General features: G+C 70.4%; 18 protein-coding genes and 1 tRNA gene. 8 read left to right on the forward strand and 11 right to left on the reverse strand.

The window, feature by feature from the left end; genetic code table 11:
* Positions 1-7 precede the first annotated feature (7 nt).
* A complete protein-coding gene (locus ACFZDJ_RS35960; protein WP_391065270.1) occupies positions 8-1,822 on the forward strand; it encodes an aKG-HExxH-type peptide beta-hydroxylase in 1,815 nt (604 codons plus the stop codon).
* A 12-nt stretch (positions 1,823-1,834) separates the two neighbouring features.
* Here ACFZDJ_RS35960 and fxsT read toward each other — a convergent pair whose 3' ends face one another.
* From fxsT to ACFZDJ_RS35975, 3 genes are all read right to left on the reverse strand, one after another.
* Complete coding sequence (fxsT, locus tag ACFZDJ_RS35965; protein ID WP_391065273.1) at positions 1,835-5,722, reverse strand: FxSxx-COOH system tetratricopeptide repeat protein; 3,888 nt, start codon at positions 5,720-5,722, stop codon at positions 1,835-1,837.
* A gap of 403 nt (positions 5,723-6,125) precedes the next feature.
* On the reverse strand, positions 6,126-7,547 hold the full coding sequence (locus ACFZDJ_RS35970) for a hypothetical protein (RefSeq protein WP_390930711.1): 1,422 nt from the start codon (positions 7,545-7,547) through the stop codon (positions 6,126-6,128).
* Between the two features lie 174 nt (positions 7,548-7,721).
* Positions 7,722-7,798 (reverse strand) — tRNA-Thr (locus tag ACFZDJ_RS35975).
* Positions 7,799-8,023: 225 nt separating this feature from the next.
* On the opposite strand from ACFZDJ_RS35975, the gene ACFZDJ_RS35980 reads away from it, so the two are divergent.
* The 3 genes from ACFZDJ_RS35980 to ACFZDJ_RS35990 all read left to right on the forward strand — a co-directional run bounded on the left by ACFZDJ_RS35980 (position 8,024) and on the right by ACFZDJ_RS35990 (position 10,707).
* Entirely contained in the window at positions 8,024-9,160 is a 1,137-nt protein-coding gene (locus ACFZDJ_RS35980; protein WP_054232444.1) for an ABC transporter ATP-binding protein, read from the forward strand.
* 270 nt (positions 9,161-9,430) lie between these two features.
* Complete coding sequence (locus ACFZDJ_RS35985; RefSeq protein WP_384914501.1) at positions 9,431-9,880, forward strand: hypothetical protein; 450 nt, start codon at positions 9,431-9,433, stop codon at positions 9,878-9,880.
* Between the two features lie 95 nt (positions 9,881-9,975).
* Positions 9,976-10,707: a nucleotidyltransferase family protein gene (locus ACFZDJ_RS35990; protein ID WP_168509387.1), complete on the forward strand. Its 732-nt coding sequence runs from the start codon at positions 9,976-9,978 to the stop codon at positions 10,705-10,707.
* A 143-nt stretch (positions 10,708-10,850) separates the two neighbouring features.
* Here the strand turns inward: ACFZDJ_RS35990 and ACFZDJ_RS35995 are convergent, their stop codons facing one another.
* The 6 genes from ACFZDJ_RS35995 to ACFZDJ_RS36020 all read right to left on the reverse strand — a co-directional run bounded on the left by ACFZDJ_RS35995 (position 10,851) and on the right by ACFZDJ_RS36020 (position 17,528).
* A complete protein-coding gene (locus ACFZDJ_RS35995; RefSeq protein ID WP_391065425.1) occupies positions 10,851-12,530 on the reverse strand; it encodes a DoxX family membrane protein in 1,680 nt (559 codons plus the stop codon).
* A 181-nt stretch (positions 12,531-12,711) separates the two neighbouring features.
* Complete coding sequence (gene rlmB, locus ACFZDJ_RS36000; RefSeq protein ID WP_075026990.1) at positions 12,712-13,653, reverse strand: 23S rRNA (guanosine(2251)-2'-O)-methyltransferase RlmB; 942 nt, start codon at positions 13,651-13,653, stop codon at positions 12,712-12,714.
* A gap of 132 nt (positions 13,654-13,785) precedes the next feature.
* Entirely contained in the window at positions 13,786-15,186 is a 1,401-nt protein-coding gene (gene cysS / locus ACFZDJ_RS36005; protein WP_384914504.1) for a cysteine--tRNA ligase, read from the reverse strand.
* Positions 15,187-15,340: 154 nt separating this feature from the next.
* Positions 15,341-15,850, reverse strand: a complete 510-nt coding sequence (ispF, locus tag ACFZDJ_RS36010) for a 2-C-methyl-D-erythritol 2,4-cyclodiphosphate synthase (RefSeq protein ID WP_168509389.1) — start codon at positions 15,848-15,850, stop codon at positions 15,341-15,343.
* Positions 15,840-16,616 (reverse strand): 2-C-methyl-D-erythritol 4-phosphate cytidylyltransferase, encoded by a 777-nt coding sequence (gene ispD, locus ACFZDJ_RS36015; RefSeq protein ID WP_168509390.1) that lies wholly within the window; start codon positions 16,614-16,616, stop codon positions 15,840-15,842. The genes ispF and ispD overlap by 11 nt, the downstream gene beginning before the upstream one ends.
* Before the next feature lie 429 nt (positions 16,617-17,045).
* On the reverse strand, positions 17,046-17,528 hold the full coding sequence (locus ACFZDJ_RS36020; RefSeq protein WP_003953493.1) for a CarD family transcriptional regulator: 483 nt from the start codon (positions 17,526-17,528) through the stop codon (positions 17,046-17,048).
* Positions 17,529-18,174: 646 nt separating this feature from the next.
* On the opposite strand from ACFZDJ_RS36020, the gene ACFZDJ_RS36025 reads away from it, so the two are divergent.
* Positions 18,175-18,870, forward strand: a complete 696-nt coding sequence (locus ACFZDJ_RS36025; protein WP_391065277.1) for a DUF461 domain-containing protein — start codon at positions 18,175-18,177, stop codon at positions 18,868-18,870.
* Between the two features lie 92 nt (positions 18,871-18,962).
* Here the strand turns inward: ACFZDJ_RS36025 and ACFZDJ_RS36030 are convergent, their stop codons facing one another.
* Together ACFZDJ_RS36030 and ACFZDJ_RS36035 are read right to left on the reverse strand one after the other, a co-directional pair.
* Positions 18,963-19,643 carry a response regulator transcription factor gene (locus tag ACFZDJ_RS36030; protein ID WP_009340348.1) on the reverse strand — a complete coding sequence of 227 codons (681 nt, stop codon included), beginning with the start codon at positions 19,641-19,643 and terminating at the stop codon, positions 18,963-18,965.
* Positions 19,640-20,917 (reverse strand): cell wall metabolism sensor histidine kinase WalK, encoded by a 1,278-nt coding sequence (locus ACFZDJ_RS36035; protein WP_054232435.1) that lies wholly within the window; start codon positions 20,915-20,917, stop codon positions 19,640-19,642. The genes ACFZDJ_RS36030 and ACFZDJ_RS36035 overlap by 4 nt, the downstream gene beginning before the upstream one ends.
* Positions 20,918-21,150: 233 nt before the next feature.
* On the opposite strand from ACFZDJ_RS36035, the gene phoU reads away from it, so the two are divergent.
* The 3 genes from phoU (at position 21,151) to ACFZDJ_RS36050 (ending at position 23,930) form a co-directional block, all read left to right on the forward strand.
* Positions 21,151-21,840 carry a phosphate signaling complex protein PhoU gene (phoU, locus tag ACFZDJ_RS36040; RefSeq protein ID WP_067371613.1) on the forward strand — a complete coding sequence of 230 codons (690 nt, stop codon included), beginning with the start codon at positions 21,151-21,153 and terminating at the stop codon, positions 21,838-21,840.
* Positions 21,841-22,027: 187 nt separating this feature from the next.
* Positions 22,028-22,180, forward strand: a complete 153-nt coding sequence (locus ACFZDJ_RS36045; protein WP_167552125.1) for a hypothetical protein — start codon at positions 22,028-22,030, stop codon at positions 22,178-22,180.
* A 604-nt stretch (positions 22,181-22,784) separates the two neighbouring features.
* A complete protein-coding gene (locus ACFZDJ_RS36050) occupies positions 22,785-23,930 on the forward strand; it encodes an ATP-binding protein (RefSeq protein WP_391065280.1) in 1,146 nt (381 codons plus the stop codon).
* The last annotated feature ends 73 nt before the right edge of the window (positions 23,931-24,003 follow it).

The following is a 24,003-nucleotide window of genomic DNA, read 5'->3' on the forward strand; positions in this document are numbered from 1 at the left end:
GCCGCGTATGCGCGCTGAGCCGTCCCTGCCTCGTCATCACCTGCCGCCCGACCGCCTGGCCGAACTGGTCCGCGGCGAGGGCGGCCCGGAAACGCTCGACCTCCTGCTCGGCGGCGAACGCAGTCGGCGTCTGCTGCTCCTGCGGATGCTCGACGACGCCACGGACCTCGGCCCCGCATGGGACCTTCTCAGCCAGGCGCAGCGCCGCGCCCCCCAGGTCGTCGACGACCTGCTCATGTATCCGCAGACGGGCATGTGGCTGACCACCGCGCTGCGTCGGCTGCGCGGCAGGACTCCGATGGACGAGCCGCCGCTGTGGGTGGAGCTCGGCCATATGTCGGCCCTCGCCGCCGCGGCGGCGCTGCGGGCGGAGTTCGACTTCGCCATCGAGGTCCCGGTACGGCACGGCCGGGTCCCCCTGCCGACCCTGGGCTGTGCGGTGCTGCCCGAGACCGAGCCCTGGACAAGGGCCACGGTGCGGGCCGAGGGCGGACGCGCGGTGATCGAGGCGGCCGGGGCCGAGGTCGCCTTACCGCCGACGAGCGGATCGGCGGGTCCCGGATGGCATCCGGTACGCAGGCTCACGGTCGGTGCGCGAGGGCGGCGGCTCGACATCGTGCTGGACGACGTGGACCCGTACCGCACGTATCCGCAACCGACCGAGCCGCGCCCGCTGTCCGGTGAGGCGGCGGCGCAGTGGCGACGGATGCTGGAGCAGGCATGGGAGTTACTGCTGCGGGAGCAGCCCGAGACGGCCGAGGCCATGCGGCGGGGAGTCTTCTCACTGACGCCGACCCCGGCAGGCGAAAGGTTCCGGCCACGCAGCGTGAGCGCGGGGGACGCCTTCGGCGGCGTCGAGGCCTCGGAGCCGGACGACGCCGTACAGCTGGCCGTCACCCTCGTACACGAGTTCCAGCACACCAAGCTGGGCGGGCTGCTGCATCTGACGCCTCTGCTGACTCACGACTTTGACAGGGGCAAGGAGCTGTGGTACGCGCCCTGGAGGAACGACCCCCGGCCTCTTGAGGGGCTGCTCCAGGGCATCTACGCGTTCGTGGGGATCACCCGCTTCTGGCGCGAGCACCGCAAGGCCGCACCCGCGCAGACGGCCATGGCGCACTTCGAGTTCGCGCTGTGGCGGGCCCATGTGGCGACGGCGATGGAGCAGGTCCACCGCCACCCGCGCCTGACGCCCCTCGGCACGGCCCTGCTGGACACACTGCGCGACCACTGCGCCCAGTGGCTGGCGGAGCCGGTTCCCGAGGAGCCGCTGGCCCTGGCCCACCTGTGCGCCGACGACCACGTCGCCCGCTGGCGCGCCCACCACCGGCGGCCCGCCGCGCCGGCCGTCGACAGGGCCGTACGGGCATGGCTGGACGGGGCGAGCGGACCGCCCGGCGTCCTGGCGACCGAACCCGAGGTCGTGCCCGACCCCTCGGCACGCTGGCTGGACAGCCTGGCGATGCTCGTCCGCCACCGCCTCAGCGGCGCGGACGACGACCGGATCTCGCTCGACGGGCCCGAGAAGGCCGCGGCCAGGGTCAGCGGAGCGCTGACCGGCGACGCCCTGCTGGCCGCGGGCGACGCAACGGCGGCCCGGCACGCGTACGTGGCGCACCTGGCGGCGGAGCCCTCTCCGGCCGGAGCCTGGGCGGGCCTCGGCCGCGCCCTGGCCACCGCGGGCACCGAACCGAGGGCGGCCCGTCTGCTGTGCCACCACCCGGAACGAGCGCACGCGGTGCACCAGGCCCTGCTCGGTGTCACGGACAGCCCACCGGACCCGATCCGCCTCGCCACCTGGCTCGGCTCGCCCCCGGCCTGAGACCGGGACGGATCACATCGGCATCGGGTCGATGTCGCAGTCGGTCCGCTGCCTGGCCCGGGCCTGCGCCGTCGCCGGGTGGGGCGCGGACTCGGCGGAGTTGAGGCGGGGCTCGTCCAGGGCCCTCTCCATACGCGCCAGGGTGTCCGCGCGCAGTGTGTCACCCTCGGCCCGCTCACCGAGGGCGAGGAGGTCCAGGGAGAGGTTCGCCGCACCCACCAGCGTGGTCGGGTGGTTCTCACCCAGCCGTTGCCGGCACAACTCCACCGTCTTCTCACCCAGTTCGCGGGCTTGCGCCACCCGCCCCAGGGCACTGAGATCGCTCGCCAGGTTGATGGCGCAGGCCAGCACGATCGGATGGCTCTCCCCGAGACGTCCGGTCAGCGTCTCCAGCGCCGCCTCGTCCAGTCGCCTGGCCTGCTCCACCTGGCCCAGCAGCCGGAGCGTCACCGCGAGGTCGACGTCGGCCGCCATGACGTGCGGGTGGTCCGGCTCGAAGATGGTGCGGAAGCCTTCGGAGGCCTTCTCGCCGCGCTCCCGCGCCGCCTCCAGGTCGCCGTTGTGCCGCAGCGCCACCGACAGCGCGAGCGCGGCCGTCAGGGACTCCGGGTGGGTGTCGCCGTACCGACGGGTGAGCTGGTCGAACGTCTCGCGCGCCAGTTCCAGCGCGGTGACGTGGTCGCCCTCCTTCCGGCACGCCTCGCTCAGCTGGCGCATGGACCGCAGCGTCGTGGGATTGCCTGCCCCGAAGGTCGTCCGGTAGCCGTCGAGGACCGCCTGCTGAAGCGACCGCGCACCGACGTAGTCGCCCGTCTCCCGCACGTCGACGGCGACGCTCGCCTCGGTCACCAGTGCCTGCTGGTGATCGCGCCCGAACAGCCGTGTCTTCATCGCGTGCGTGTGCCGGTCCAGTTCCAGCGCCCGCTGGAACTCGCCGACCACCCGCAGGCTCACCCCGAGGTTGTGGGCGGTGACCAGCGTGGTCGGGTCGTCCTCACCGAAGGCGCGCCGAGCCCGCTCGTAGGCCATCTCGTCGAGTTCGGCGCCGGCGAGGAAGTCCCCCTGATGGCGCCGTACCGCGGCTTCGAGGTTCAGCGCCACCAACGCGTCCTCGCGGGTGTCCTCCTGGTCCGCCGGCGCGGTGCGGGCGTAGACCGCCTGGAACGACTCCACGACCCGGGAGGCGTCCTCGTGGCGCCCCACCATCAGGTACAGGAAGCCCAGCCACCAGCCCATGAGGAGCGCCTGCTGGTCCTCCTCGCCGAACAGCCGCTGCCACGTCTCCCAGGCCTGCTCCGAGAACTCGAGGGCGACCCGGTGGTCACCCCAGTACCACAGGTACTTGGCGACGTTCATCACCAGTTCGCGCACCCATGGCTGGTCGGACTCGATGGCGTTGGACGCGATCACATGGCCGTACAACTCGGCATAGCGAGGCCAGTTGGCCGCCTGGTTGGGGCCCTTCGGGTCGGCGGCGGCAAGCAGTGTGTGGGCCCCGTTGCGCATGCGTTTCTGTTCCTCTGGGGTCATGCGGTGGATCAGCACGGCCTGGACCAGACGGTGCATTTCGATCGAGTTGGTCCGGTGGTCGACACGGGCGAGGGAGTAGCGGTTGATCTCCCGGATGGCGCGGGCCAGCCGCATCGGGTCGTTGAGCGCCCGGTCCAGATCGGGGTCGATCCTGGAACCGCCGAGACCGGAGAAGATCGAGCGCGAGATGGGGTCGGGCGCGAAGTAGGAGCACAGCTGGAGCAGACGCAGGGCCGCGGGGCTGCGGGTCTCCAGGTGGTCCAGGGAGACGTTCCACGCGGCGGCGACCGGAAGCTGGTAGTCCGGCGGCGGGGACACCTCGAGGAGCTCATTGCGCTTGTGCTCGAACAGACGCAGGTACTCCGAGACGGGCATCCCGGTCTCCGCCCGCCACGCGGCGGCCTGTTCGAGGGCGAGCGGCAGGTCCCCGAGGGCGTCGGCGAGCCGGTCCGCCTCGGCGTCGGCGAGATCCTCACCGTAGGCGCTGGAACGGCGGAGCAGCTGCTTGCTCTCCTCCCGGGTGAAGACATCGACTTCGAGCGAGGGGCCCACCACGCTCCAGCGGCGGTTGCGGGAGGTCACGAGGATGGTGCCGCTGCCGCCGGTGGGGAAGTAGTCGCGGACACGTTCGGGACTGTCAGCGTTGTCGAAGATCAGCAGCCAGCGGGAGTACGGCCGCCCCTCGCGCAGCGCCTCGCGCACCGCGGGTCCGGCGATGTTCGCCTCGGCGCTGGTGCCCAGGCCGAGCCGCTGGGCGAGCTCGACCAGCGCCTGGCCGATCTGGCCGGGGCGCTCGGCGGGGATCCACCAGACGACGTCGTACTCGGACTGGTGCCGGTAGGCGTACTCGATCGCCATCTGGGTCTTCCCGACACCACCCATGCCGTGAATGGCCTCGGGCAGCACCGTGGTGGTGCCCTCCTGGAGCCGTTCGCTCAGTCGTTCCAAAAGGTCCACGCGACCGGTGAAGTTGGGATTGCGCGGGGGAATGTTCCCCCAGATCCGTGGCGGCGTCGAGCGCGCGTTCTCCACCGGCTGCTGCGTGGTCGCCATGGTCGTGGCTCCTTCTGAAGTTGTCTCGGGCCCCCTCGGGGCGTGTGCGGCATCCCGGCGGTCCCGGGTGGCGGGGTCCTGGTGCCGCGTATGGGTACGTGCGTCCTTGCCCAGGTTGACCGTGTTCCGCAGGTCGTACGCGCGCAGTGCCCGCGCGAGACGCTCGGCCTGGGGCAGGAAGCGTCCGGTCAGGGCGCGCAGCGCGGCCAGTTCGATGCGCAGGAACGCCACGTTCCGCGCGGTCACGCGCGGCACAACGGTGGTCTCGAGGAGTGCGTCCGCGGCGGGCAGGACCGGGTCGGAGCCCTCCGGGACCGCCATCAGCACCCGTACGTCGTGCAGCACGCGGAGGGTGTCCCGGCGGCGGGCCAGCGCCAATAACTCCTGACGGATGTTCGGGCCGAAGGCGAAGACCATGTCGGCCGCGCGTTCGGCCTCCGCGCCCGCGGGCCGCACCAGACCACTCATCAGCAGCTCGGTGAGGTGGGCGGGTCCGGCACCCGGCACCGAGGCCGTCAGGGCGCTCATGACGGGCAGCGTCAAAGGAGCCGCCGCGAGGCGGGTGGCCAGCGCGAACGCGGTGGGCGAGGCGGCGGCCCGGAACTCCGAGACACGCTCCCACGGGGGTACGGCGCTGGCGGGGTCGGGCACGTCGTCGACCCAGGGCACGGCACGCGCGGCGTCCGGCCGCCGCTTCCAGTCGCGGGCCCGCACGCCCGACATCTCCACGCCCTCAAAGGCCCGGCCCGTCACCAGGTCGACCCAGCAGGTGAGGGAGTGCCCGGTCCGCTCCAGGACCGGGACGGGCACCACGCCGGCCCGTGCCGCCGAGTCGTCGTCCACCGGTTCGAGAGGTGAGGTACGCAGCTCCCAGCCCAGGGAGTCGTTGGGCGCCCAGGGGTGCCCGGAGCCCAGGCGCATGCGGTAGACGTCCAGGCCGGTTCGGAACCAGAGCCGTTGGGGCAGCAGGTGCAGGACCGCGAGGGGCTCGGAGCGGCCCAGTTCGCGCAGCAGCGGCAGCACCGCGTCCGAACGCCAGCCCGCGGCCAGCCCGTCGGTCAGCACCAGCACCACCCGGTGTTCACCCACGGGCGGGGGCAGGTGCTCCAGCCGGATCCGGCCCGGCTCGGTGTCGTCCGAACTCAGCAGACGTAAGCGGGTGATCGGGCCCAGCGCCTCCTGGCGGGCGAGTTCGTCGGCCAGTCGGGTGACCGTCTCGTCCCAGACCCGCATGGTCACGTAGTCGTCGACCACGAGCAGTACGTCCGGACGGTCCGCGGAAGAAGCCCGCCCGAGGCCACGCAGGGCGTGCGACACCACGCCGAGTGACGCATCGTCAGGTGCCGATGCGGATACCGATTCCGATGCCGATGCGGATGGTGGTCGTGGACCGTCGTCACACTGCATAAGCGCCCTCAGAGCGTCCGGTCATGCCCGACGACGGAGGGAGCACCGAGGAGGAGTCCCGCAGTCCGCGGGCATGCGTGACATCCACGTGCCAAGCCTGGCAGTGGTCTGCTTGCGGTGCAACATGGCAGGCCACAGGAGACGGTAGAAGGGTCCGAAAGTCAATCGCCGGGTGGTACTCGCCCCCTGGGGACAGCCGGTGGCGCTGTCTCGTCAATAGCCTGACAGTCGGCGTCGGAGTGTGCAAGACCGTGCGGCATCCGCCTCCGCGCGCCGGTCGGAGGCCCCTTCCGGGCCATGGGCACATGATGACCTACACCGGTCCGGGCGGGCTCGGCTTGCGCTCGGGGTCGTCGAGCAGAATGGCCAGATGGCGACCCACGTGCTGGTCCCACGCCCCGGGGCCGAGGGCCAGCGCGTCCTTGCGCCACTCCCCGACCCGTTCCGCCAGGCTGCCCAGCCCCCGGTCCTGGAGTATTTCGCCGATGGCGTCCTTGAATTTCGGGTCCGCGCAGTCGTTGCGGTGCCAGATCATCGCGGGCACCCCGGCCCGTAGCCCGGCGAGAACCTCACGGCGGCCGGTGCCCGACTCGTCGCCGGGGGGCTGACTGAGTACCAGGCACACCGCGTGCCGGTCCTCCTTCAGCTCACGCTCCAGATGGAAGTAGTACGCCTCGTCCTGCGCCGGGCTGCTCCAGTGCGGGTGGCTGTCCGCCGGACGCTCCCGCAGCTGCCGCCACTTGTGGTGCCAGGGCCGGTGCCAGGCGGCCCGCTGCAGGCGCTCGATGCTGCGCACCACCACCGGATAGTCCATGACCAGCGGGGTCGGGGCCTCGGAGCCGGACTCCTTCGACCACCACTCCACGGGCTCGTTGAGCAGCTCCCAGGGCAGGATGAACTCCAGGATCACCGGCTGCCGCAGGTCGGCCCACTTCTCCTCGGCCTCCTCGATCAGCCGCTCCACCGCGCCCGGGAGCTCCTCCCGGCCCAGGTGGACGGTCTCGCCGCGCACGGGATGCCAGCCCTCGGAGTCGGACTGGCGCCAGTGCGAGAGGTAGTACCTGTCCGGCTCGATCCGGTCCGGCTCGAACTGGATCATCAGATACGCCGGGACGAGGGAGGGCGCGGGCTGCGGAAAGTCCGAGTGCTGCCAGTCCGCCAGCAGGCTCTCCATGCCCAGGGCGAGGGTCTGGCTGCGGTTGAAGCGGCGCAGCACCTCGGCGGCCTCCGACTGGCCGTCCTCCATCAGCCGATCGGCCGACAGCGCCAGGAAGGCCATGCTGGGCGGGAGTTCACCGGCCGGGGAGTTCTCGCCCGCCAGCCGCAGGAAGACCTGCCACCCCGTCTGGCACCACCCGGGCAGCTCCTGGACACGGGAGCGGCTCGCGCGGCGCGCCATGACAGCCAGATCCGTGGAGCCCATCGCCAGCAGCACGGGTCGCAGGTGACCGAGATCGGCGTTGTTGAAGAAGTCGACGGCCTCCCACTCGTCCACGAGCGGCCACAGCTCGGCGACCGTCGCCGACTGCTGTTCCACGTACTCCAGCGACCGCACCAGGCAGGCCAGGCCGTCACCGACAGCGGTGCACTCCTTCACCACCTGTAACAGCCAGGGCCTCAGCCGATCCCCGCCGAAGGGTTCCACGGGCACGGCGAGTTCACCGGCCAGCAGATCCCGCCAGACCTCGCGGCTGCTCGCCTGGCTCACCGTGGCCGACCCCTGCAACGCGTCCACGATGGAGACAATGAGCTCGTTGCGGACCCGATCCGGACTGCGCCCTCTCACCCCGTTACCTCCACACAGCTGGCGCGGCACCCTGATGGTGCCCAACAGGGTAAGGCCGTAAAGCGGGGCACGGCAGGAAAAAGCACGGGCATCACCGCGGGATGTCCGTGTTGTTTGCGCTGTTGGAGCCCCCTGTCGGATTCGAACCGACGACCTTCGCTTTACAAGAGCGGCGCTCTGACCAGCTGAGCTAAGGAGGCCTGCACGCGTGTGCCCGTGCAGTGTACCCACGTCCCAGCCACGCCTTCTCGAAAATTTCCGCGAAGTTCACAGCCCCTGGGCTACTGACAGACCAGGTGAACGCCAGGTACCGTCCTGAGCCAGTTCACTCTCGTGGACTACACCACCACGAAAGCTTCGCGGTGGACACCACCTTTACAACGGATCGTCCGGCACGTTCCTGCCGGTGAAGGGGGCCCCTCACCATGGCCACTGTCTCGTTCGACAAGGCGACCCGGATCTACCCGGGTTCCGAGAAGCCCGCCGTCGATGCTCTGGAGATCGACATCGAGGACGGCGAGTTCCTCGTCCTCGTCGGTCCCTCCGGCTGCGGCAAGTCCACCTCGCTCCGCATGCTCGCGGGGCTCGAGGACGTGAACGCCGGCGCCATCCGCATCGGTGACCGCGACGTCACGCACCTGCCGCCCAAGGACCGGGACATCGCCATGGTGTTCCAGAACTACGCGCTCTACCCGCACATGACGGTCGCCGACAACATGGGCTTCGCGCTCAAGATCGCCGGTGTCCCGAAGGCCGAGATCCGCCAGAAGGTCGAGGACGCGGCGAAGATCCTCGACCTCACGGACTACCTCGCCCGCAAGCCGAAGGCCCTCTCCGGCGGTCAGCGCCAGCGTGTCGCGATGGGCCGCGCCATCGTGCGTGAGCCCCAGGTCTTCCTCATGGACGAGCCGCTGTCGAACCTCGACGCCAAGCTCCGCGTCTCGACCCGTACGCAGATCGCCTCGCTGCAGCGCCGCCTCGGCATCACCACCGTGTACGTCACCCACGACCAGGTCGAGGCCATGACCATGGGCGACCGTGTGGCCGTGCTCAAGGACGGTCTGCTCCAGCAGGTCGACTCGCCGCGCAACATGTACGACCGCCCCGCGAACCTCTTCGTCGCCGGGTTCATCGGCTCCCCCGCCATGAACCTCGTCGAGGTCCCGATCACGGACGGCGGCGTGAAGTTCGGCAACTCCGTCGTGCCGGTGAACCGCGAGGCCCTGAAGGCCGCCGCGGACAAGGGCGACCGCACCGTCACGGTCGGCGTCCGCCCGGAGCACTTCGACATCGTCGAGCACAACGGCGAAGCCGCCAAGTCGCTGTCGAAGGACAGCGCGGACGCCCCGGCCGGCCTCGCCGTCTCGGTGAACGTCGTCGAGGAGCTCGGCGCCGACGGTTACGTCTACGGCAGCGCCAAGGTCGACGACAAGCTCACGGACCTGGTCGTCCGCGTCAGCGGCCGCGCGGTCCCGGACAAGGGCGCCACGCTGCACGTCGTGCCGCGGCCGGGCGAGACCCACGTGTTCTCGACCTCCACGGGCGAGCGCCTCTCCGACTGATCACTGCCTGATCTCAGCCTGATCACTGCCTGATCCTCGCGAAAAGCAAGTCGGGCGGACGAACACCGCGCAGCGGTCGAATTCACCCAAGCTGACGAAGAGGGCCCCACAGCGTGCTGTGGGGCCCTCTTCGTTGTCGACAAATACCCCGGCAAGCCGGTCATTTCGATCCCTGTACGTCAACTCGCCGCCCAGCGAAAGCCGTCCCTCTATCCCCCGAACTGATTACTAAATGTCGCCAAATCATCACCCCGCGCTACCCTCACTCGCGTGAAGCACTCCACCACTAACCAACGGACCCGGCGTGGCCGTGGCCCCGCGCGCCGGATCGGTCGCACCCTCGCCCTCGTTCTGCCTGTCGTCCTGGTGCTCTCCGGGACCCTCGCGGTCACCCGAGTCAACTGGTCGGGGAACTCCTCGGACTCGGTGCTCACCGCCTCCTCCTCGGACGTCTCCTCGCGTGCCGTCTCCCGTGCCCCGCAGGACGTGCTGCGCGACCGGCTCCTGCTGGAGCTCCAGGAGAAGAACCCGGGCGTCGCCCTGACCCACCTCCAGGAGGCCGTGAACGGCCGCCCGTCGCTCGCCAAGCACTGCGTCTCCATCGCCCGCGCTCTCGGCCGCGCCGCGGTCCGCGCGTACGGCCCGACGCGCGCCCAGGCGTTCGCGCGCCCCGTCTGCGACACATCCTTCGCATCGGGGGTCGCGACCACGCATCTCTGAGCCCCACCGGCCACACCTGTTCTGTCAGGTAACAGCTGCTTTAGGGAACGGTTGCCGACAGAAGCCGTGAGCGGGGCGCCACGTACAGTTCGGGCATGACCCATCCGAACGCCGCGTCACGCCCCGTTCAAGCCGTCGTCCTGGCCGGTGGTCAGGGCTCCCGACTGCGTCCCTACACCGACGACCGGCCCAAGCCGATGGTCGAGATCCCCGGCACCGGGACCCCGATCATCGGTCACCAGCTGACCTGGCTCGCCGAGGAGGGCGTCACCGACGTCGTCGTCTCGTGCGGCCACCTCGCCGAGGTCCTCCAGAAGTGGCTGGACTCGGCCGACCTCCCGGTCAACATCACGACGGTCGTCGAGACGGAGCCCCTCGGCCGGGGCGGCGGCCTGAAGTACGCCGCCGCGCACCTCCCCCACCCGGACAAGCCCTGGTACGCGACGAACGGCGACATCTGGACCCGTTTCTCGCTGCGCGACATGGCGGACTTCCACACCGAGCGCGACGCCGTCGCGACCCTCGCCCTCGCCCGCCCGCGCATCCCGTGGGGCGCCGTCAAGACCGACGGCTTCGGACGCGTCACGGACTTCATCGAGTCCCCGCCGACCACGTACGAGATCAACGCGGGCGTCTACGTCTTCTCCGCCGAGTTCGCCGATCTGCTCCCCGAGCGCGGCGACCACGAGCGCACCACGTTCCCGCACCTGGCCCGCGAGCGCCGCCTGGCCGGCTTCTCGCTCCCGCAGGGGGCCTACTGGCGCGCCATCGACACCGCGAAGGACCTCACGGAGGCGGCGAAGGAACTCGCGGCCCTGGGGCGCTGAGAGCCCCTTCCGGGCAGTACGTGAGGGGCGAGAGCCCCTTCCCGGCAGTACGAGGGGCGAGAGCCCCTTTCGGCAGTACGAGGACGGGCCCCGCACATCAAATGTGCGGGGCCCGTCCTCGTACTGCCAGGGGGCGATACGCGTTACCCGAGGAGACCGCCGACCAGCTTGTCCGAGCCGCCGGAGGTGCCACCGCCGCCGCTCGAACCGCCGGAGGAGGTCCCGCCGCCCGAGCCGGTGCCGCCGGTGCTGGAGCTGCCGCCGCTGGACGTCGGGCCCGCGCTGGTGCTCGGGGCCTGGTGGACCGGCGAGGACTGCTGGGGCGGGGCCTGTCCGGTGCCCTGGGTCTGGCTGGGGCCACTGGTGACCGTGCCGCCCGTCTCGCGGACCGTGGCACCCGGCGTGGTGGCCGCACCCGACGGCGAGGAGGAGCTGCCGTGGGTGGGCGCCTTGGCCGAGGCCGACGGAGTCGTTGTCTTCCGCTGGGGCGTGCCGGGCTCCTCGGGAAGCGGGGAACCGGGCAGCTCGTTGCGCGGGGCCTCGCCCGGTCCCGGCACGACCACGCGGTCGGCGTCACGGACGGCGCCGCCGAGGAGCGAGCCGATGAGGAGCGTGAGGCCGACGACGACGGCCGAGACGAGCGCGCCGCGGCGCAGCACCCGGTGCCGCAGGTCCCAGATGTCGGCGCGGGGCCCGAGCGTGCGCCAGGCCTCGCTGGCGAGGCGTCCGTCGACGGAGTAGACGGGGGCGCCCGCGATGATCAGCGGGGACCAGGCGGCGAGGTAGATGATGTCCGGCGCGTCGTACGCGGGGACCGTCTTCCAGCTGACGGTCACGATGAGCGCGGCCGACAGCATCGCGCCGACCACGGCGGCGACCCGCTGCCACAGCCCGAGCACCGTGAGGACGCCCACGATGACCTGGAGGAAGGCGATCACGAGGCCGGAACCGATGGGATGCTGGAGCGCGAACTGCCGCAGCGGCTCGGCGACGTCCCAAGGGTGCAGCGTGTTCAGCCACTTGACCATGGAGCCGCGCTTGCCGCCGTCGAAGTAGACGGGGTCGCAGAGCTTGCCCATTCCGGCGTAGATGGAGATGAAGCCGAGGAAGACGCGGAGCGGGAGCAGCACCACGCCGAGGTTCATCCGGCGCCCGGGGTAGTAGGCGTGCCGGACCGGGTCCGAGCCGTGCCGCCTGGTCGGTGTGGCGCCGCCGCCGCCGTCGTCGGGGCCCTCCGCAGCGAACTGCCCGCCCGTGTAGCGCGGTTCGTCGTAGGCGCTGTCCACGCTGCGCATGTTCGGCAGCAGCCGGGTCCCCGTGGAGTCGTGGTCGTGGCCGCGCTGGCTGCCGACGAGGGGAGTCTCGACCGTGTCGACGGTCAAGTCGCCCGCGTAGCCCTGGTGTTCGTCGAGGCGCGGGATGACCTGGGTGGCGCCGCCGGCGTCGCCCGTCGGGTCCGCGGCGCCGTGGCGCACGCTGGTGCTGCGCACGGCCTGCAGAAGGCGGTGGGCGCCGGTGTCGTCGGGGTCGGACCGCCCGCTCCAGACGACGGGCGCGCGGCGGCGGGCCCCGGCGGCCGGGCCGCCCGCTCTGCCCGCCGTACCGACGGCGGAGATCCGCGCGGTGTCGTCGGTGCCGCTCAAGTGCCGTGCGACGCGCCAGGATGGGCTCCGCGTCGCGCCGCCTAGCTGCACGCGGAAGCTCGCATGATTGACGATGACCTGCGCCGGATCGCTCGGCACCTTCACCATGCTCAGCGCGGGAGCGTCGTCGAATCCCGACGAGCGGTCCCCCGTGGGTGTGCGGGGTGTTCTGGTGTCCACACTCATCTAACCGAGTGATGTGTGTTTAGGACACTGCTTTGACTGCGCCGATCTGTCCGGACCGCGTCAAGGTCATCCCGAACATCCCGATTGCCCCACGGGGGGTGACTCACTCAGACGTCCACTCAGACACCTGTTCAGACGTCTGTTCAGATATCCGTTTATCCGTTCGGGCGTCCGCTCAGACGCGTCGGCGCGAGGCCTCGTACAGCACAACTCCCGCCGCGACACCGGCGTTCAGCGACTCGGTGCCGCCCGGCATCGGAATCCGTACCCGGAAGTCGCAGGTCTCGCCGACCAGTCGAGACAGGCCCTTGCCCTCGCTGCCGACGACGATGACGACGGGACCGCCGAGGGCCTCCAGATCACCGACCTCGACCTCGCCGTCCGCGGCGAGTCCGACCACGACGAGGCCGGCCTTCTTGTACGACTCAAGGGCCCGCGTCAGGTTGGCGGCGCGGGCGACGGGCGTACGGGCGGCGGCACCGGCCGATGTCTTCCAGGCGCCGGCGGTCATGCCGGCCGCGCGCCGCTCGGGCACGACGACGCCGTGGCCGCCGAAGGCCGAGACGGAACGGACGACGGCACCCAGGTTCCGGGGGTCGGTCACGCCGTCGAGGGCGACGATCAGCGGGTCCTGGCCCTCGTCGTAGGCGGCGGCCGCGAGGTCCTCGGGGTGCGCGTACTCGTACGGCGGGACCTGGAGGACGAGACCCTGGTGGTTGAGCCCGTTGGTCATGCGGTCGAGCTCGGGGCGCGGGGCCTCCATGAGGTGGATACCGCCGCGCTCACCGGCGAGCTGGAGCGCCTCGCGCACCCGCTCGTCGTTGTCGATGAACTGCTGCACGTACAGCATCGACGCGGGCACGCCCTCGCGCAGCGCCTCCACGACCGAGTTGCGCCCGACGACCATCTCGGACGTGCCCTTGCCACCGCGCCCGCGCGGGGCGGGACGGCGTGCGATCTGCTTCGCCTTGGCGCCCGCGATGCGGTTCTTCTTGTGCCCCTTGCGCATCTCGGCGGGCGGGGTGGGGCCCTTGCCTTCCAGGCCCCGGCGTCGCTGGCCGCCACTGCCGACCTGCGCGCCCTTCTTGCCGGACATGCGGCGGTTGTTAGCGGCCATGACCTACCTGTCTGTGTGAGGCGAGCGTGCGTACGCACTTGAAGTGTCGTATATGCAGTGTGCCGCCCGGAGGCCCGGGCGGCACAATCGATCAAGGCCGAGAGGCCCCGAGAAGGCCCCGAGGGGCCCCGCTCAGCGAGGGCCCAGCGTCCAGCGCGGCCCCTGCGGGCCGTCCTCGATGACCAGGCCGGACTGGTTGAGCTGGTCGCGGATGCCGTCCGCGGTGGCCCAGTCCTTGCGGGTGCGGGCGGCCTCCCGCTGGTCGAGGACCATCCGGACCAGGGTGTCGACGACGCCGTGCAGATCCTCGCCGCGGTCACCCTCGCCGGCCCACTGCTCGTCGAGCGGGTCCAGCCCGAGGACGCCGAGCATGGCCCGCACCTCGGCGAGGCGGGCGACGGCGGCTTCCTTGTCGTCGGCGGCCAGGGCGGAGTTCCCCTGTCGCACGGTCGTGTGCACGATGGCGAGCGCCTGCGGGACGCCCAGGTCGTCGTCCATGGCCTCGGCGAAGGCGGGCGGCACCTCGGCGGCGGGCTCGACGACGCCCCCCGCCTTCTCGACGACCCGCTGCACGAAGCCCTCGATGCGCGCGAACGCCGATTCGGCCTCGCGCAGGGCCTCTTCGCTGTACTCGATCATCGAGCGGTAGTGCGGGGTGCCGAGGTAGTAGCGCAGCACGATCGGACGCCACTGCTTGACCATCTCGGAGACGAGTACGGAGTTGCCCAGTGACTTGGACATCTTCTCGCCGCTCATGGTGACCCAGGCGTTGTGCACCCAGTACGTGGCGAACTCGTCGCCGAAGGCCTTGGCCTGCGCGATCTCGTTCTCGTGGTGCGGGAAGATCAGGTCGATCCCGCCGCCGTGGATGTCGAACGCGGGGCCCAGGTACTTGTGGGCCATGGCGGAGCACTCCAGGTGCCAGCCGGGCCGGCCCCGTCCCCACGGCGTCTCCCAGCTCGGCTCGCCCGGCTTCGCGGCCTTCCACATGGCGAAGTCGCGCGCGTCCCGCTTGCCGGTCTCGCCGACGCCGGACGGCTGCTGGAGGTTGTCCAGCTCCTGGTTGGACAGCTGGAGGTACCCGGGGAAGGACCGCACGTCGAAGTAGACGTTCCCGTCCGCCTCGTACGCGTGCCCGCGCTCGATGAGCCCGCGCATCATCTCCACCATCTCGGTGATGTGCCCGGTGGCCCGCGGCTCGTAGGTGGGCGGCAGGCAGCCGAGCACGGCGTACCCGTCGTTGAACGCGCGCTCGTTCTCGTACCCGATCGACCACCAAGGGCGGCCCTGGTCCGCCGACTTGGTGATGATCTTGTCGTCGATGTCGGTCACGTTGCGGATGAACGTGACCTCGTACCCGCGGTGGTCGAACCAGCGGCGCATGATGTCGAAGTTGAGGCCCGAGCGGATGTGCCCGATGTGCGGTGCGGCCTGCACGGTGGCGCCACACAGGTAGATCGAGACACAACCCGGCTTGAGCGGGGAGAAGTCACGGATCTGCCGGGCGCTGGTGTCGTACAGACGAATGGTCACCACTCCAGGGTAGTGGGCACCGGGGAGTGCCCCGCGACCTTCCCTCACAAGGGGGACGTATTCGTGACATCTGTGAGCGGCCACCGCCCTCTCGACACCACCGGCACCTGCACCGGCACCGGCACCCCGGCCCCGGCACTGGGGCCGACGCGCGTCAGGGCGTGCGGGCCACCAGGGCCGTGGCGATCGCCATCAGGCCCTCGTCGCGGCCCGGGAAGCCGAGGCCGTCCGTCGTGGCGCCGGAGACCGACACCGGTGCCCCGACCGCCTCGGAGAGGACCTTCTGCGCCTCGTCCCGTCGCTTCCCGATCTTCGGGCGGGGCCCGACGACCTGGACGGCGACGTTGCCGATGGTGAAGCCCGCCGCGCGGACGATCCGGGCGGCCTCCGTCAGCAGCGTGACCCCGGACGCGCCGGACCACTCGGGCCGCCCGGTCCCGAAGTGGGCGCCGAGGTCACCGAGCCCCGCCGCCGAGAACAGCGCGTTGCAGGCGGCGTGCGCGACGACGTCCGCGTCGGAGTGCCCGGCGAGCCCCGGCCCCTCGCCCTCCCACAGGAGTCCGGCGCACCACAGCTCCCGTCCCTCTTCGAAGGCGTGGATGTCGGTACCGATGCCGACCTGCGGCAGCAGCACGGGGACCGGTGCGGGTGACTCAGAAGCCATCGTTGGCCCTCCTGCGCGCGAGGACCGCCTCCGCGAGGACGAGGTCCAAAGGACGCGTCACCTTGAACGCCTCCTCGTGCCCCGGCACGACCACCACCCGCTCCCCGAGCTGCTCGACCATGCTCGCGTCGTCGGTCACGTCGTCGGTGACGGTCTCGTGGGCGCGGACGAGAGTGGCGCGGTCGAACCCCTGCGGCGTCTGCACGGCCCGCAGCCGCGCCCGCTCGGGCGTGGCGACGACGGGCTCCGGCATCCCCGGCTCGCTCGCCGGCTCGACCTGCTTGACGGTGTCCGCGAGCGGCAGCGCGGGTACGACGGCGGGCGCGCCGTCCCGTACGGCCTCGATGACGGCGTCGACCGTGTCGACCGGCACGAGCGGGCGGGCCGCGTCGTGCACGAGGACGATGTCGATGCCGGGGGGCAGCGCGTCGAGCCCGTACTTCACGGACTCCTGGCGGCTGTCCCCGCCGGGGACGACGAGGAAGTCCGTACTCCCCCAGCTACCGCTGGGGGTGCCCCCAGGCAGCGCGTACGTGTCGAGCAGCGCCTTCACCTCGGCGGCACCGTCGGGCGGGGCCACGACGACGACCAGCGACACCGCGCGGGAGGCGGCCATGGCGCGCACCGCGTGGATGAGCATGGGGGTACCGTTCAGCGCGCGAAGCGCCTTGGGGGCGCCCGGACCGAGGCGCACGCCCCGTCCGGCGGCCGGAATCACGGCCGCCGTGCGGCCTCCGGACAGCGAGGAGCGCGAATCGTCAGACATCGGTTCCTGTCAGGTTTGTGTACTCGGCGTGCTTGGGTATGGCCTGGGCGTGCCCCTCGCTCGAGCGAAGCCGAGAGCTCGGGGCAGTGCCGGGCGCGAGCCCTGACCGGACCCTTCCGTGACATCCGGTCGAGCAAGCTGTCCGGGCCCGGCACGCCAAGTATCGGGGACGCGGGTATCGACGCGGGTATCGGGGACGCAGGCGTCGCATGGGACGCAGGCGTATTCGAGGCCACACGTTTCCGAAATTGCGCGGGTAGGAACATACCCGGGTACGAACATGCCGCAGCGCCCGGCGACAGCCATCGCGTGGAGCGACGGTAATTACGTCATCGGGCACCGCGGCATTTCATTGCGCAGCGTGCGGGCCTTGCGTGGACGTCGGGACGACCGCCGGGTGAGCGGCCACCGTCTCGACGACTGCCTGCGTCAGGACGCGAGAACCTCGTCGAGCAGGGCCTCGGCCTTGTCCTCGTTCGTGTTCTCCGCGAGGGCGAGCTCGCTCACCAGGATCTGCCGGGCCTTGGCGAGCATGCGCTTCTCTCCGGCCGAGAGACCACGCTCGCGCTCACGACGCCACAGGTCACGCACGACTTCCGCGACCTTGATGACATCGCCGGAGGCGAGCTTCTCCAGATTTGCCTTGTAACGACGAGACCAGTTCGTGGGCTCCTCGGCGTACGGCGCGCGCAGCACCTCGAAGACCCGGTCCAGCCCATCCTGACCGACCACATCACGCACGCCGACGAACTCCGCATTGTCCGCTGGCACACGCACCGTCAGGTCGCCCTGGGCGACCTTCAGCACCAAGTAGGTCTTGTCCACGCCTTTGATCTGGCGAGTTTCGATGGCCTCGATCAGCGCGGCCCCGTGATGGGGATAGACCACGGTGTCGCCAACCTTGAACGTCATGTGACAGGTACCCCTTCCGTGGCTATCCAGGGTAACACGGAAACGGCGTCTTCTGAATGGCGTTTTCGCAGGTCAGGGCATATCTCGGGGCTTGACAACCGCGACAGGAACGTGCTGCGAAGGGGGAGCGGAAGAGGGTATTCGCAGGTGGGAGCGGCTGTTCAGGGCAAGAGAAACGCGTACGTTACACACACCGGACGTTCCTGACCAGGGTCTGAACATCCCGGTTTGTCCCGCTCCAGGAGCTCGACTTCCGCTACTCCGTTCGGTGAGCGGAGTCGGGTACGAGACGAATCCGGAATTGATCACGGACCGCGCCGATCCACTGATGATCGATTTTCCGGACCGCCGCGGATTCCTTACCGGAAAACCCCAAGCGGATCTCGTCGCTACTCTCGCGGCAACTCGTACAGCCGCTTATGTGAATGGCGGACGAACAGAAGCTCAAAGTAGCTGATGAGGCGGACCGGAACCACTCGAGGACCCGGGCGCACGAGCGGCGCAACGGGGCTCACGGGGGCCAAGGGGCGGGTCGGGTGCGGCGGCGTGGGGACGGCTCGGTAACCTAAGGCCGCTGACAGACCCTTAGGGCGGCTTTACACCGGAGCCGCTCTGCTTCGCCCACGTTCAAGGAGTTGCCGCCGCCGTGAGCAGCAGCCTTCGACGCGGCGCCCTCGCCGCCGCCGCCATCGCGTTCTCGCTCGCCTCGCTCGCCGCGTGCGGCGCCGGCAACAACGCACAGACGCTGGAGGTCAAGCCGGACAACGCGGCGACCAGCGTCGGCGACATCAAGATCCAGAACGCCCTCGTCATCACCCAGCCCGACACGACGTCCACGGGCCCGGCGGTGGTCTCCGCGACCGTCTTCAACAACGGCCGCACCCCGCAGACCCTCGACGCGGTCAAGATCGGCGGCGACGGCGTCGCCCAGATCACGCCCGCCAAGGGCGGCGGCAAGCTGACCATCCCCGCCGGCGGCCACGTCGTCCTGGGCGGCGAGGGCAACGCCTCCGCGGCCCTGAGCAACCCCGGTGCGGCCGTCAAGGACGGCAACGCCCAGCCGATCACCTTCACCTTCAGCAAGACCGGTGACGTGAAGCTGCGCGCGTTCGTCGTCCCGGCCGAGAGCTACTTCACCAAGTGGGGCCCGACCAACATCCCCGCGGCGCCCGGCGCGACGGCCACCGGCTCGGCGACCTCCTCGAAGTCACCGAAGACCTCGAAGTCACCGAAGGCCTCGACCTCGCCGTCCGACTCCGTCTCGGGCACGCCCACCGACGCGGCCTCGGCGAGCGCGACGGCCACGGGCACCGCCACGGCCTCGACGTCGGCCGGCCACTGATCCAGCACGCACGAAGGGCGGTACCCCGAAGGGTGCCGCCCTTTGCCGTACGTGTGGTCGCGTCGTACGTGCCGCCGTCTGACGGAGCCGGTTTACGGCTCGAACTTGTAACCGAGGCCACGCACCGTGACCAGGTACCGCGGCGCGCCCGGGTCCGGCTCGATCTTGGCGCGCAGACGCTTCACGTGGACGTCCAGCGTCTTGGTGTCGCCCACGTAGTCGGCGCCCCACACCCGGTCGATGAGCTGCATACGGGTCAGCACGCGGCCCGCGTTCCTGAGCAGCATCTCCAGGAGGTCGAACTCCTTCAGGGGGAGGTCGACCTTGGAGCCGGAGACGGTCACCACGTGGCGGTCGACGTCCATCCGGACGGGACCCGCCTCGAGAGCGGCCGGGGTGACCTCCTCCGGCTCCCCGCGGCGACGCAGGACGGCCCGGATGCGGGCGACCAGTTCGCGGGAGGAGAAGGGCTTGGTGACGTAGTCGTCGGCTCCTATTTCCAGCCCGACGACCTTGTCGATCTCGCTGTCCTTGGCAGTGACCATGATCACCGGGACGTTGGAGCGGCCGCGCAGCTGGCGGCAGACCTCCGTACCGGGCAGCCCCGGCAGCATCAGGTCGAGGAGGACGAGGTCGGCGCCGTTGCGCTCGAACTCGTCGAGTCCGTCGGGCCCGGTGGTCGCGATGGCGACCTCGAAGCCCTCCTTGCGGAGCATGTACGACAGGGCGTCGGAGAAGGACTCCTCGTCCTCGACGACGAGCACACGGGTCACGGAAGGACCTCCGGAGCGGGAAGCGGTTCATACGGGGATGTGACGGTGGTCGTCCCGTCGGGCTGCCCGTTCTCGTCCTCATCGTCGAGTCCGGGCATGTCGTGGTCGATCCCGCGGTCGCGGGCCGCGGCCGCCTCCGGCAGCCGCAGGGTGAACGTGGAGCCCTGACCCTCGGAGCTCCACACCGTGACCTCCCCGCCGTGCGAGGCGGCCACGTGTTTGACGATCGCGAGACCGAGACCCGTACCGCCGGTCTGGCGGGAACGGGCCGGGTCGACGCGGTAGAAGCGCTCGAAGACGCGCTCCCGGTCCTTCTCCGAGATGCCGATGCCCTGGTCGGTCACGGCGATCTCGATGAGGTCTCCGCCGGGCGCGGTCACCCGGCGCGCGGCTATGCCCACCCGGGTGCGGGCGGGGGAGTAGTTGACGGCGTTCTCGACGAGGTTGCCGAGGGCTGCGGCCAGCTGGCCGCGGTTCCCCCAGATACTCAGGTCGGCGGTGCCGCCGGCGGCCATGGTGATCTGCTTGGTGCCGGCCTGGTGGCGGCACCGGTCGATGGCCTCGGCGACCAGCTCGTCCACGCGGACCGGCTCGGCGTCCTCGAGGGGATCGTCGTTCTGCACCCTCGACAGGTCGATGAGCTCCTGGACGAGGTTGGTGAGCCGGGTGGCCTCTATCTGCATACGTCCGGCGAAGCGCTCGACGGCCTCCGGATCGTCCGAGGCGTCCATGACGGCCTCGGAGAGGAGGGAGAGCGCGCCCACGGGCGTCTTGAGCTCGTGGCTGACGTTCGCGACGAAGTCGCGCCGTACCGCTTCGATCCGCCGGGCCTCGGTGAGGTCCTCGACGAGGAGCAGCACGAGCCGGGAGCCCAGCGGGGCGACCCGCGCGGAGACGGCCAGGGCCTCCCCCCGTCCGGTTCCCCGCCTCGGCAGATCCAGCTCGACCTGGCGTATCTCCCCGTCGCGACGGGTGTCGCGGGCCATCTGCATCATCGGCTCGACGGCGAGCTTGCCGCCGCGCACCAGCCCGAGGGCATACGCGGCGGAGCTGGCCTTGACGACGGCGTCGGCCTCGTCGAGGACGACGGCCGAGGACCGGAGCACGGAGAGCACCGTGTCGACGCCCGGCGGAAGCACCGGGTCCGTGTGCAGAGATGTACGGGTGGGGCGTTTCTGGTCGCGCTCGCTCCAGCGGAACGCCAGCATGGCGATGACACCGGTGAGCACTCCGGCGATCGCTGCCGCTGCGGCGACCGCCGCGTTCACGTCCATGCCCCCAGGTTAGGCATGTCGTCACGCCAGGCCACAGCCATCGGAGTGCGACCTCGAACACTCGTCGCCCAGAGTTCACCCAGGAGCCAGGGATGGTTCATTTGGGGTGACTGAAACGGACGCGTACGGGCCGGAACGTGGGAGCGTGGGGTTCACGGGGCCCGTCCGGCGGTCCGTCCGGCGGTCAGCCCGGCCCCCGGGCCCCAAGGTGACGTAAGAGAGGGACAAAGCAGATGCGTGACGCGTACCACGAGGAACTTGACTCGATCGGCGACGGCCTGGTCGAGATGGCCCGGCTCGTCGGGTCGGCGATCGGGCGCGCCACCACGGCCATCCTCGACGCCGATCTGAAGCTGGCCGAGAGCGTGATCGCGGCCGACCAGAAGGTCGACGATCTCCAGCACGAGCTCGAAGCCCGCGCGATAGCCCTACTGGCCCGCCAGCAGCCGGTGGCGACGGACCTGCGTATCGTCGTCACCTCGCTCCGCATGTCCGCCGACCTGGAGCGCTCCGGCGACCTGGCCCAGCACGTGGCGAAGCTGGCCCGGCTGCGCTTCCCCGAGCGGGCGATCCCGCACGACCTGCACGCCACGATCCTGGAGATGGGCCAGCTCGCGCAGCGCCTGATGGCGAAGGCGGCCGAGGTGATCATCACGAAGGACGTCGACCTGGCGCTCCAGCTGGAGCAGGACGACGACGAGATGGACCTGCTGCACCGCACGCTCTTCCAGCACCTGCTGGACGACCGCTGGAAGCACGGCATCGAGACCGCCGTCGACGTCACCCTGCTGGGCCGCTACTACGAGCGCTTCGCCGACCACGCGGTGTCGGTGGCCAAGCGTGTGGTGTACCTGGTGACGGGTGAGCACGCGGACGAGCTCCAGCCCGACATCCAGCCGGTCACGGGGGCGGAGGGCGTCTGAGGTCCGGGAGTACCGGGGGCTTCCGTCTCACTCCGGGGGCGCGGGCGAGCCTCAGTGCGCCGTTGATGCGCCCAGTGGAGCGGGCATGCAATGGGGGTAGGCACCCGTGCCTCGCCTAGGCGTACAGGCGTATAGGCGTAGGCCCCCAGCCTCGATGCCTCATTGAGGCCTCATTGAGGAGGACACCATGGCCGATTCTCCCGCCACGCCCGACCCGACCCTGGACCGCGACACCGACCAGCCCGCCGACATCAAAAGCCTCCCGCTGTTCGGCGCCTGCGGCTGCGGCTCCGGCTGCGGCTGCGGCTGCCAGTCGGGCAACCCGTGCCAGTGCGGCTGATCACGTAGCCCCACCCAGAGGGGCCCCGTCACCACGACGGGGCCCCTTCTGCATGCGGTCAGGCGGTCGTTGTTGGTCGTCGCTGGTCATTGTCGGTCGTCGTCGGAGGGCTCAGAGAGGGCCCGGCCGTCAGCGGCGTCAGCCTGACGGGCCAGACGCGTCTGACGGCCCTCGCACGCGCGCATCACCCGCGTATAGGGCCGGTTTCGACGTCAGACGGTCCTGACGCGTCAGGCCATGCGGAAAGAAGAGCAAGAAGGAGCCGCTTCGCGGCATGTCCTCGGGCGGCGTGCCGCCGAACAGCAAGAGGAGCACGCCCCCACGTGGTGCTCTTCTTGCAGTAGCCCGCTCGTCCAGCCGTCGTCAGGACGGTCCGCCCCGTCCTGACGCCCTCTGATTTCACAGGTAAATCACAGGTCGGCGAAAGGGTGCGCTCAGAGAACACCGACAGGGTCCACAGCATGACCATGAGTACGCCGCGAGTGCGTACCGAATCGGTGGAGCGGGAGAGCCGAGAGATCAATACTGGGTGCACAATCAGCGTGGCGGCGTCATGAGTAGGCGACAGCCGCGCACCTTGCGGACCCGGCTTGTCTTGGCGTCCGTGTTGCTGATTGCCGTCGTATGCGCAGCGATCAGCTCCGTGACGACGTTGGTGCTGCGGTCTCATCTCTCCTATCAGCTCGACACTCAGATCGGTGTCACTGCCGCTGGTCTTGTTGCCGCCTCGCTGGCCGTGGTCGCCATCGTCGGTGTCGTTCTACGCCCGCTACGCAAGGTGGCTGAGACGGCCAGCCGTGTCTCCCAACTGCCATTGCACACCGGCGAGATGGACCTCAATGAACGAGTGTCCGATGCGGACCCGCGCACGGAGGTAGGCCAGGTGGGCGCAGCCCTGAACCGTATGCTCGACCATATTCACAGCGCCCTGCAAGCACGCCAGCAGAGTGAGACGCGGGTACGCCAGTTCGTCGCCGACGCCAGCCACGAGCTGCGGACACCATTGGCCTCCATCCGCGGCTACGCCGAGCTCACCCGGCGCGGGCGGGAGCAGGTCGGTCCCGACACCCAACACGCCCTGGCCCGTGTTGAGTCCGAGGCCAACCGGTTGACCGTGCTTGTGGAGGACCTGTTGCTGCTCGCCCGAGTGGACGTCGGCCGGCCGCTGCAGTTCGAGCAGACCGATCTGGTACCGCTCGTCGTAGATACCATCAGCGATGCGCGCGCGGCCGGGCCCGAACACATCTGGCGACTCGCCCTGCCCGACGAACCGGCCCTGGTGTTGGCGGATGTGGCCCGGCTGCGGCAAGTGCTGGTCAACTTGCTCGCCAACGCCCGGACCCACACGCCACCAGGGACGGCCGTCACTGCCCGGGTGCAGCGACGCGGCACTTGGCTCTGCGTGGATGTGGAGGACGACGGGCAGGGCATCCCGTCCCAGCTACTGCCGCACGTCTTCGACCGGTTCACCCGTGGCGACTCAGCACGCTCGCGTGCCACCGGCTCCACCGGTCTGGGCCTGGCGATCGTGCAGGCCGTAGCGGCCGCACACGGCGGTGCCGCGACCGTCGACAGCAGGCCGGGAAAGACTGTCTTCACCGTCCATCTGCCTGTGCTCACAGCCGCCGCGCCGCTGGCACCCCGGGGACAACTCCCATTCGCAGATAGAGCACAGCGGCGCCACAGGGATACGACAGGCCGTCTGGTGACCGGCCCGCCGCTCACCTCCAAGAGGGCTGCCGCCCCATGATGAGAACGACGATCGAACGTCCTGGTCAAGCCTTGATCAAGTCGTTGACCGGGACACGACCCTGTCGAGATAC

The sequence above is a fragment of the Streptomyces sp. NPDC007896 genome, assembly GCF_042959425.1.
In the GTDB taxonomy this organism is placed as follows: domain Bacteria; phylum Actinomycetota; class Actinomycetes; order Streptomycetales; family Streptomycetaceae; genus Streptomyces.

Excerpts from the sequence above, each read along its gene's own strand:
- phoU (WP_067371613.1), top strand. The coding sequence starts at position 21,151 with ATGCGTGACGCGTACCACGAGGAACTTGACTCGATCGGCGACGGCCTG.
- ACFZDJ_RS36035 (WP_054232435.1), bottom strand. The coding sequence starts at position 20,917 with ATGGACGTGAACGCGGCGGTCGCCGCAGCGGCAGCGATCGCCGGAGTG.
- ispF (WP_168509389.1), bottom strand. The coding sequence starts at position 15,850 with ATGGCTTCTGAGTCACCCGCACCGGTCCCCGTGCTGCTGCCGCAGGTC.
- rlmB (WP_075026990.1), bottom strand. The coding sequence starts at position 13,653 with ATGGCCGCTAACAACCGCCGCATGTCCGGCAAGAAGGGCGCGCAGGTC.
- ACFZDJ_RS35980 (WP_054232444.1), top strand. The coding sequence starts at position 8,024 with ATGGCCACTGTCTCGTTCGACAAGGCGACCCGGATCTACCCGGGTTCC.
- ACFZDJ_RS36045 (WP_167552125.1), top strand. The coding sequence starts at position 22,028 with ATGGCCGATTCTCCCGCCACGCCCGACCCGACCCTGGACCGCGACACC.
- ispD (WP_168509390.1), bottom strand. The coding sequence starts at position 16,616 with ATGTCTGACGATTCGCGCTCCTCGCTGTCCGGAGGCCGCACGGCGGCC.
- ACFZDJ_RS35960 (WP_391065270.1), top strand. The coding sequence starts at position 8 with ATGCGCGCTGAGCCGTCCCTGCCTCGTCATCACCTGCCGCCCGACCGC.
- ACFZDJ_RS36020 (WP_003953493.1), bottom strand. The coding sequence starts at position 17,528 with ATGACGTTCAAGGTTGGCGACACCGTGGTCTATCCCCATCACGGGGCC.
- ACFZDJ_RS35990 (WP_168509387.1), top strand. The coding sequence starts at position 9,976 with ATGACCCATCCGAACGCCGCGTCACGCCCCGTTCAAGCCGTCGTCCTG.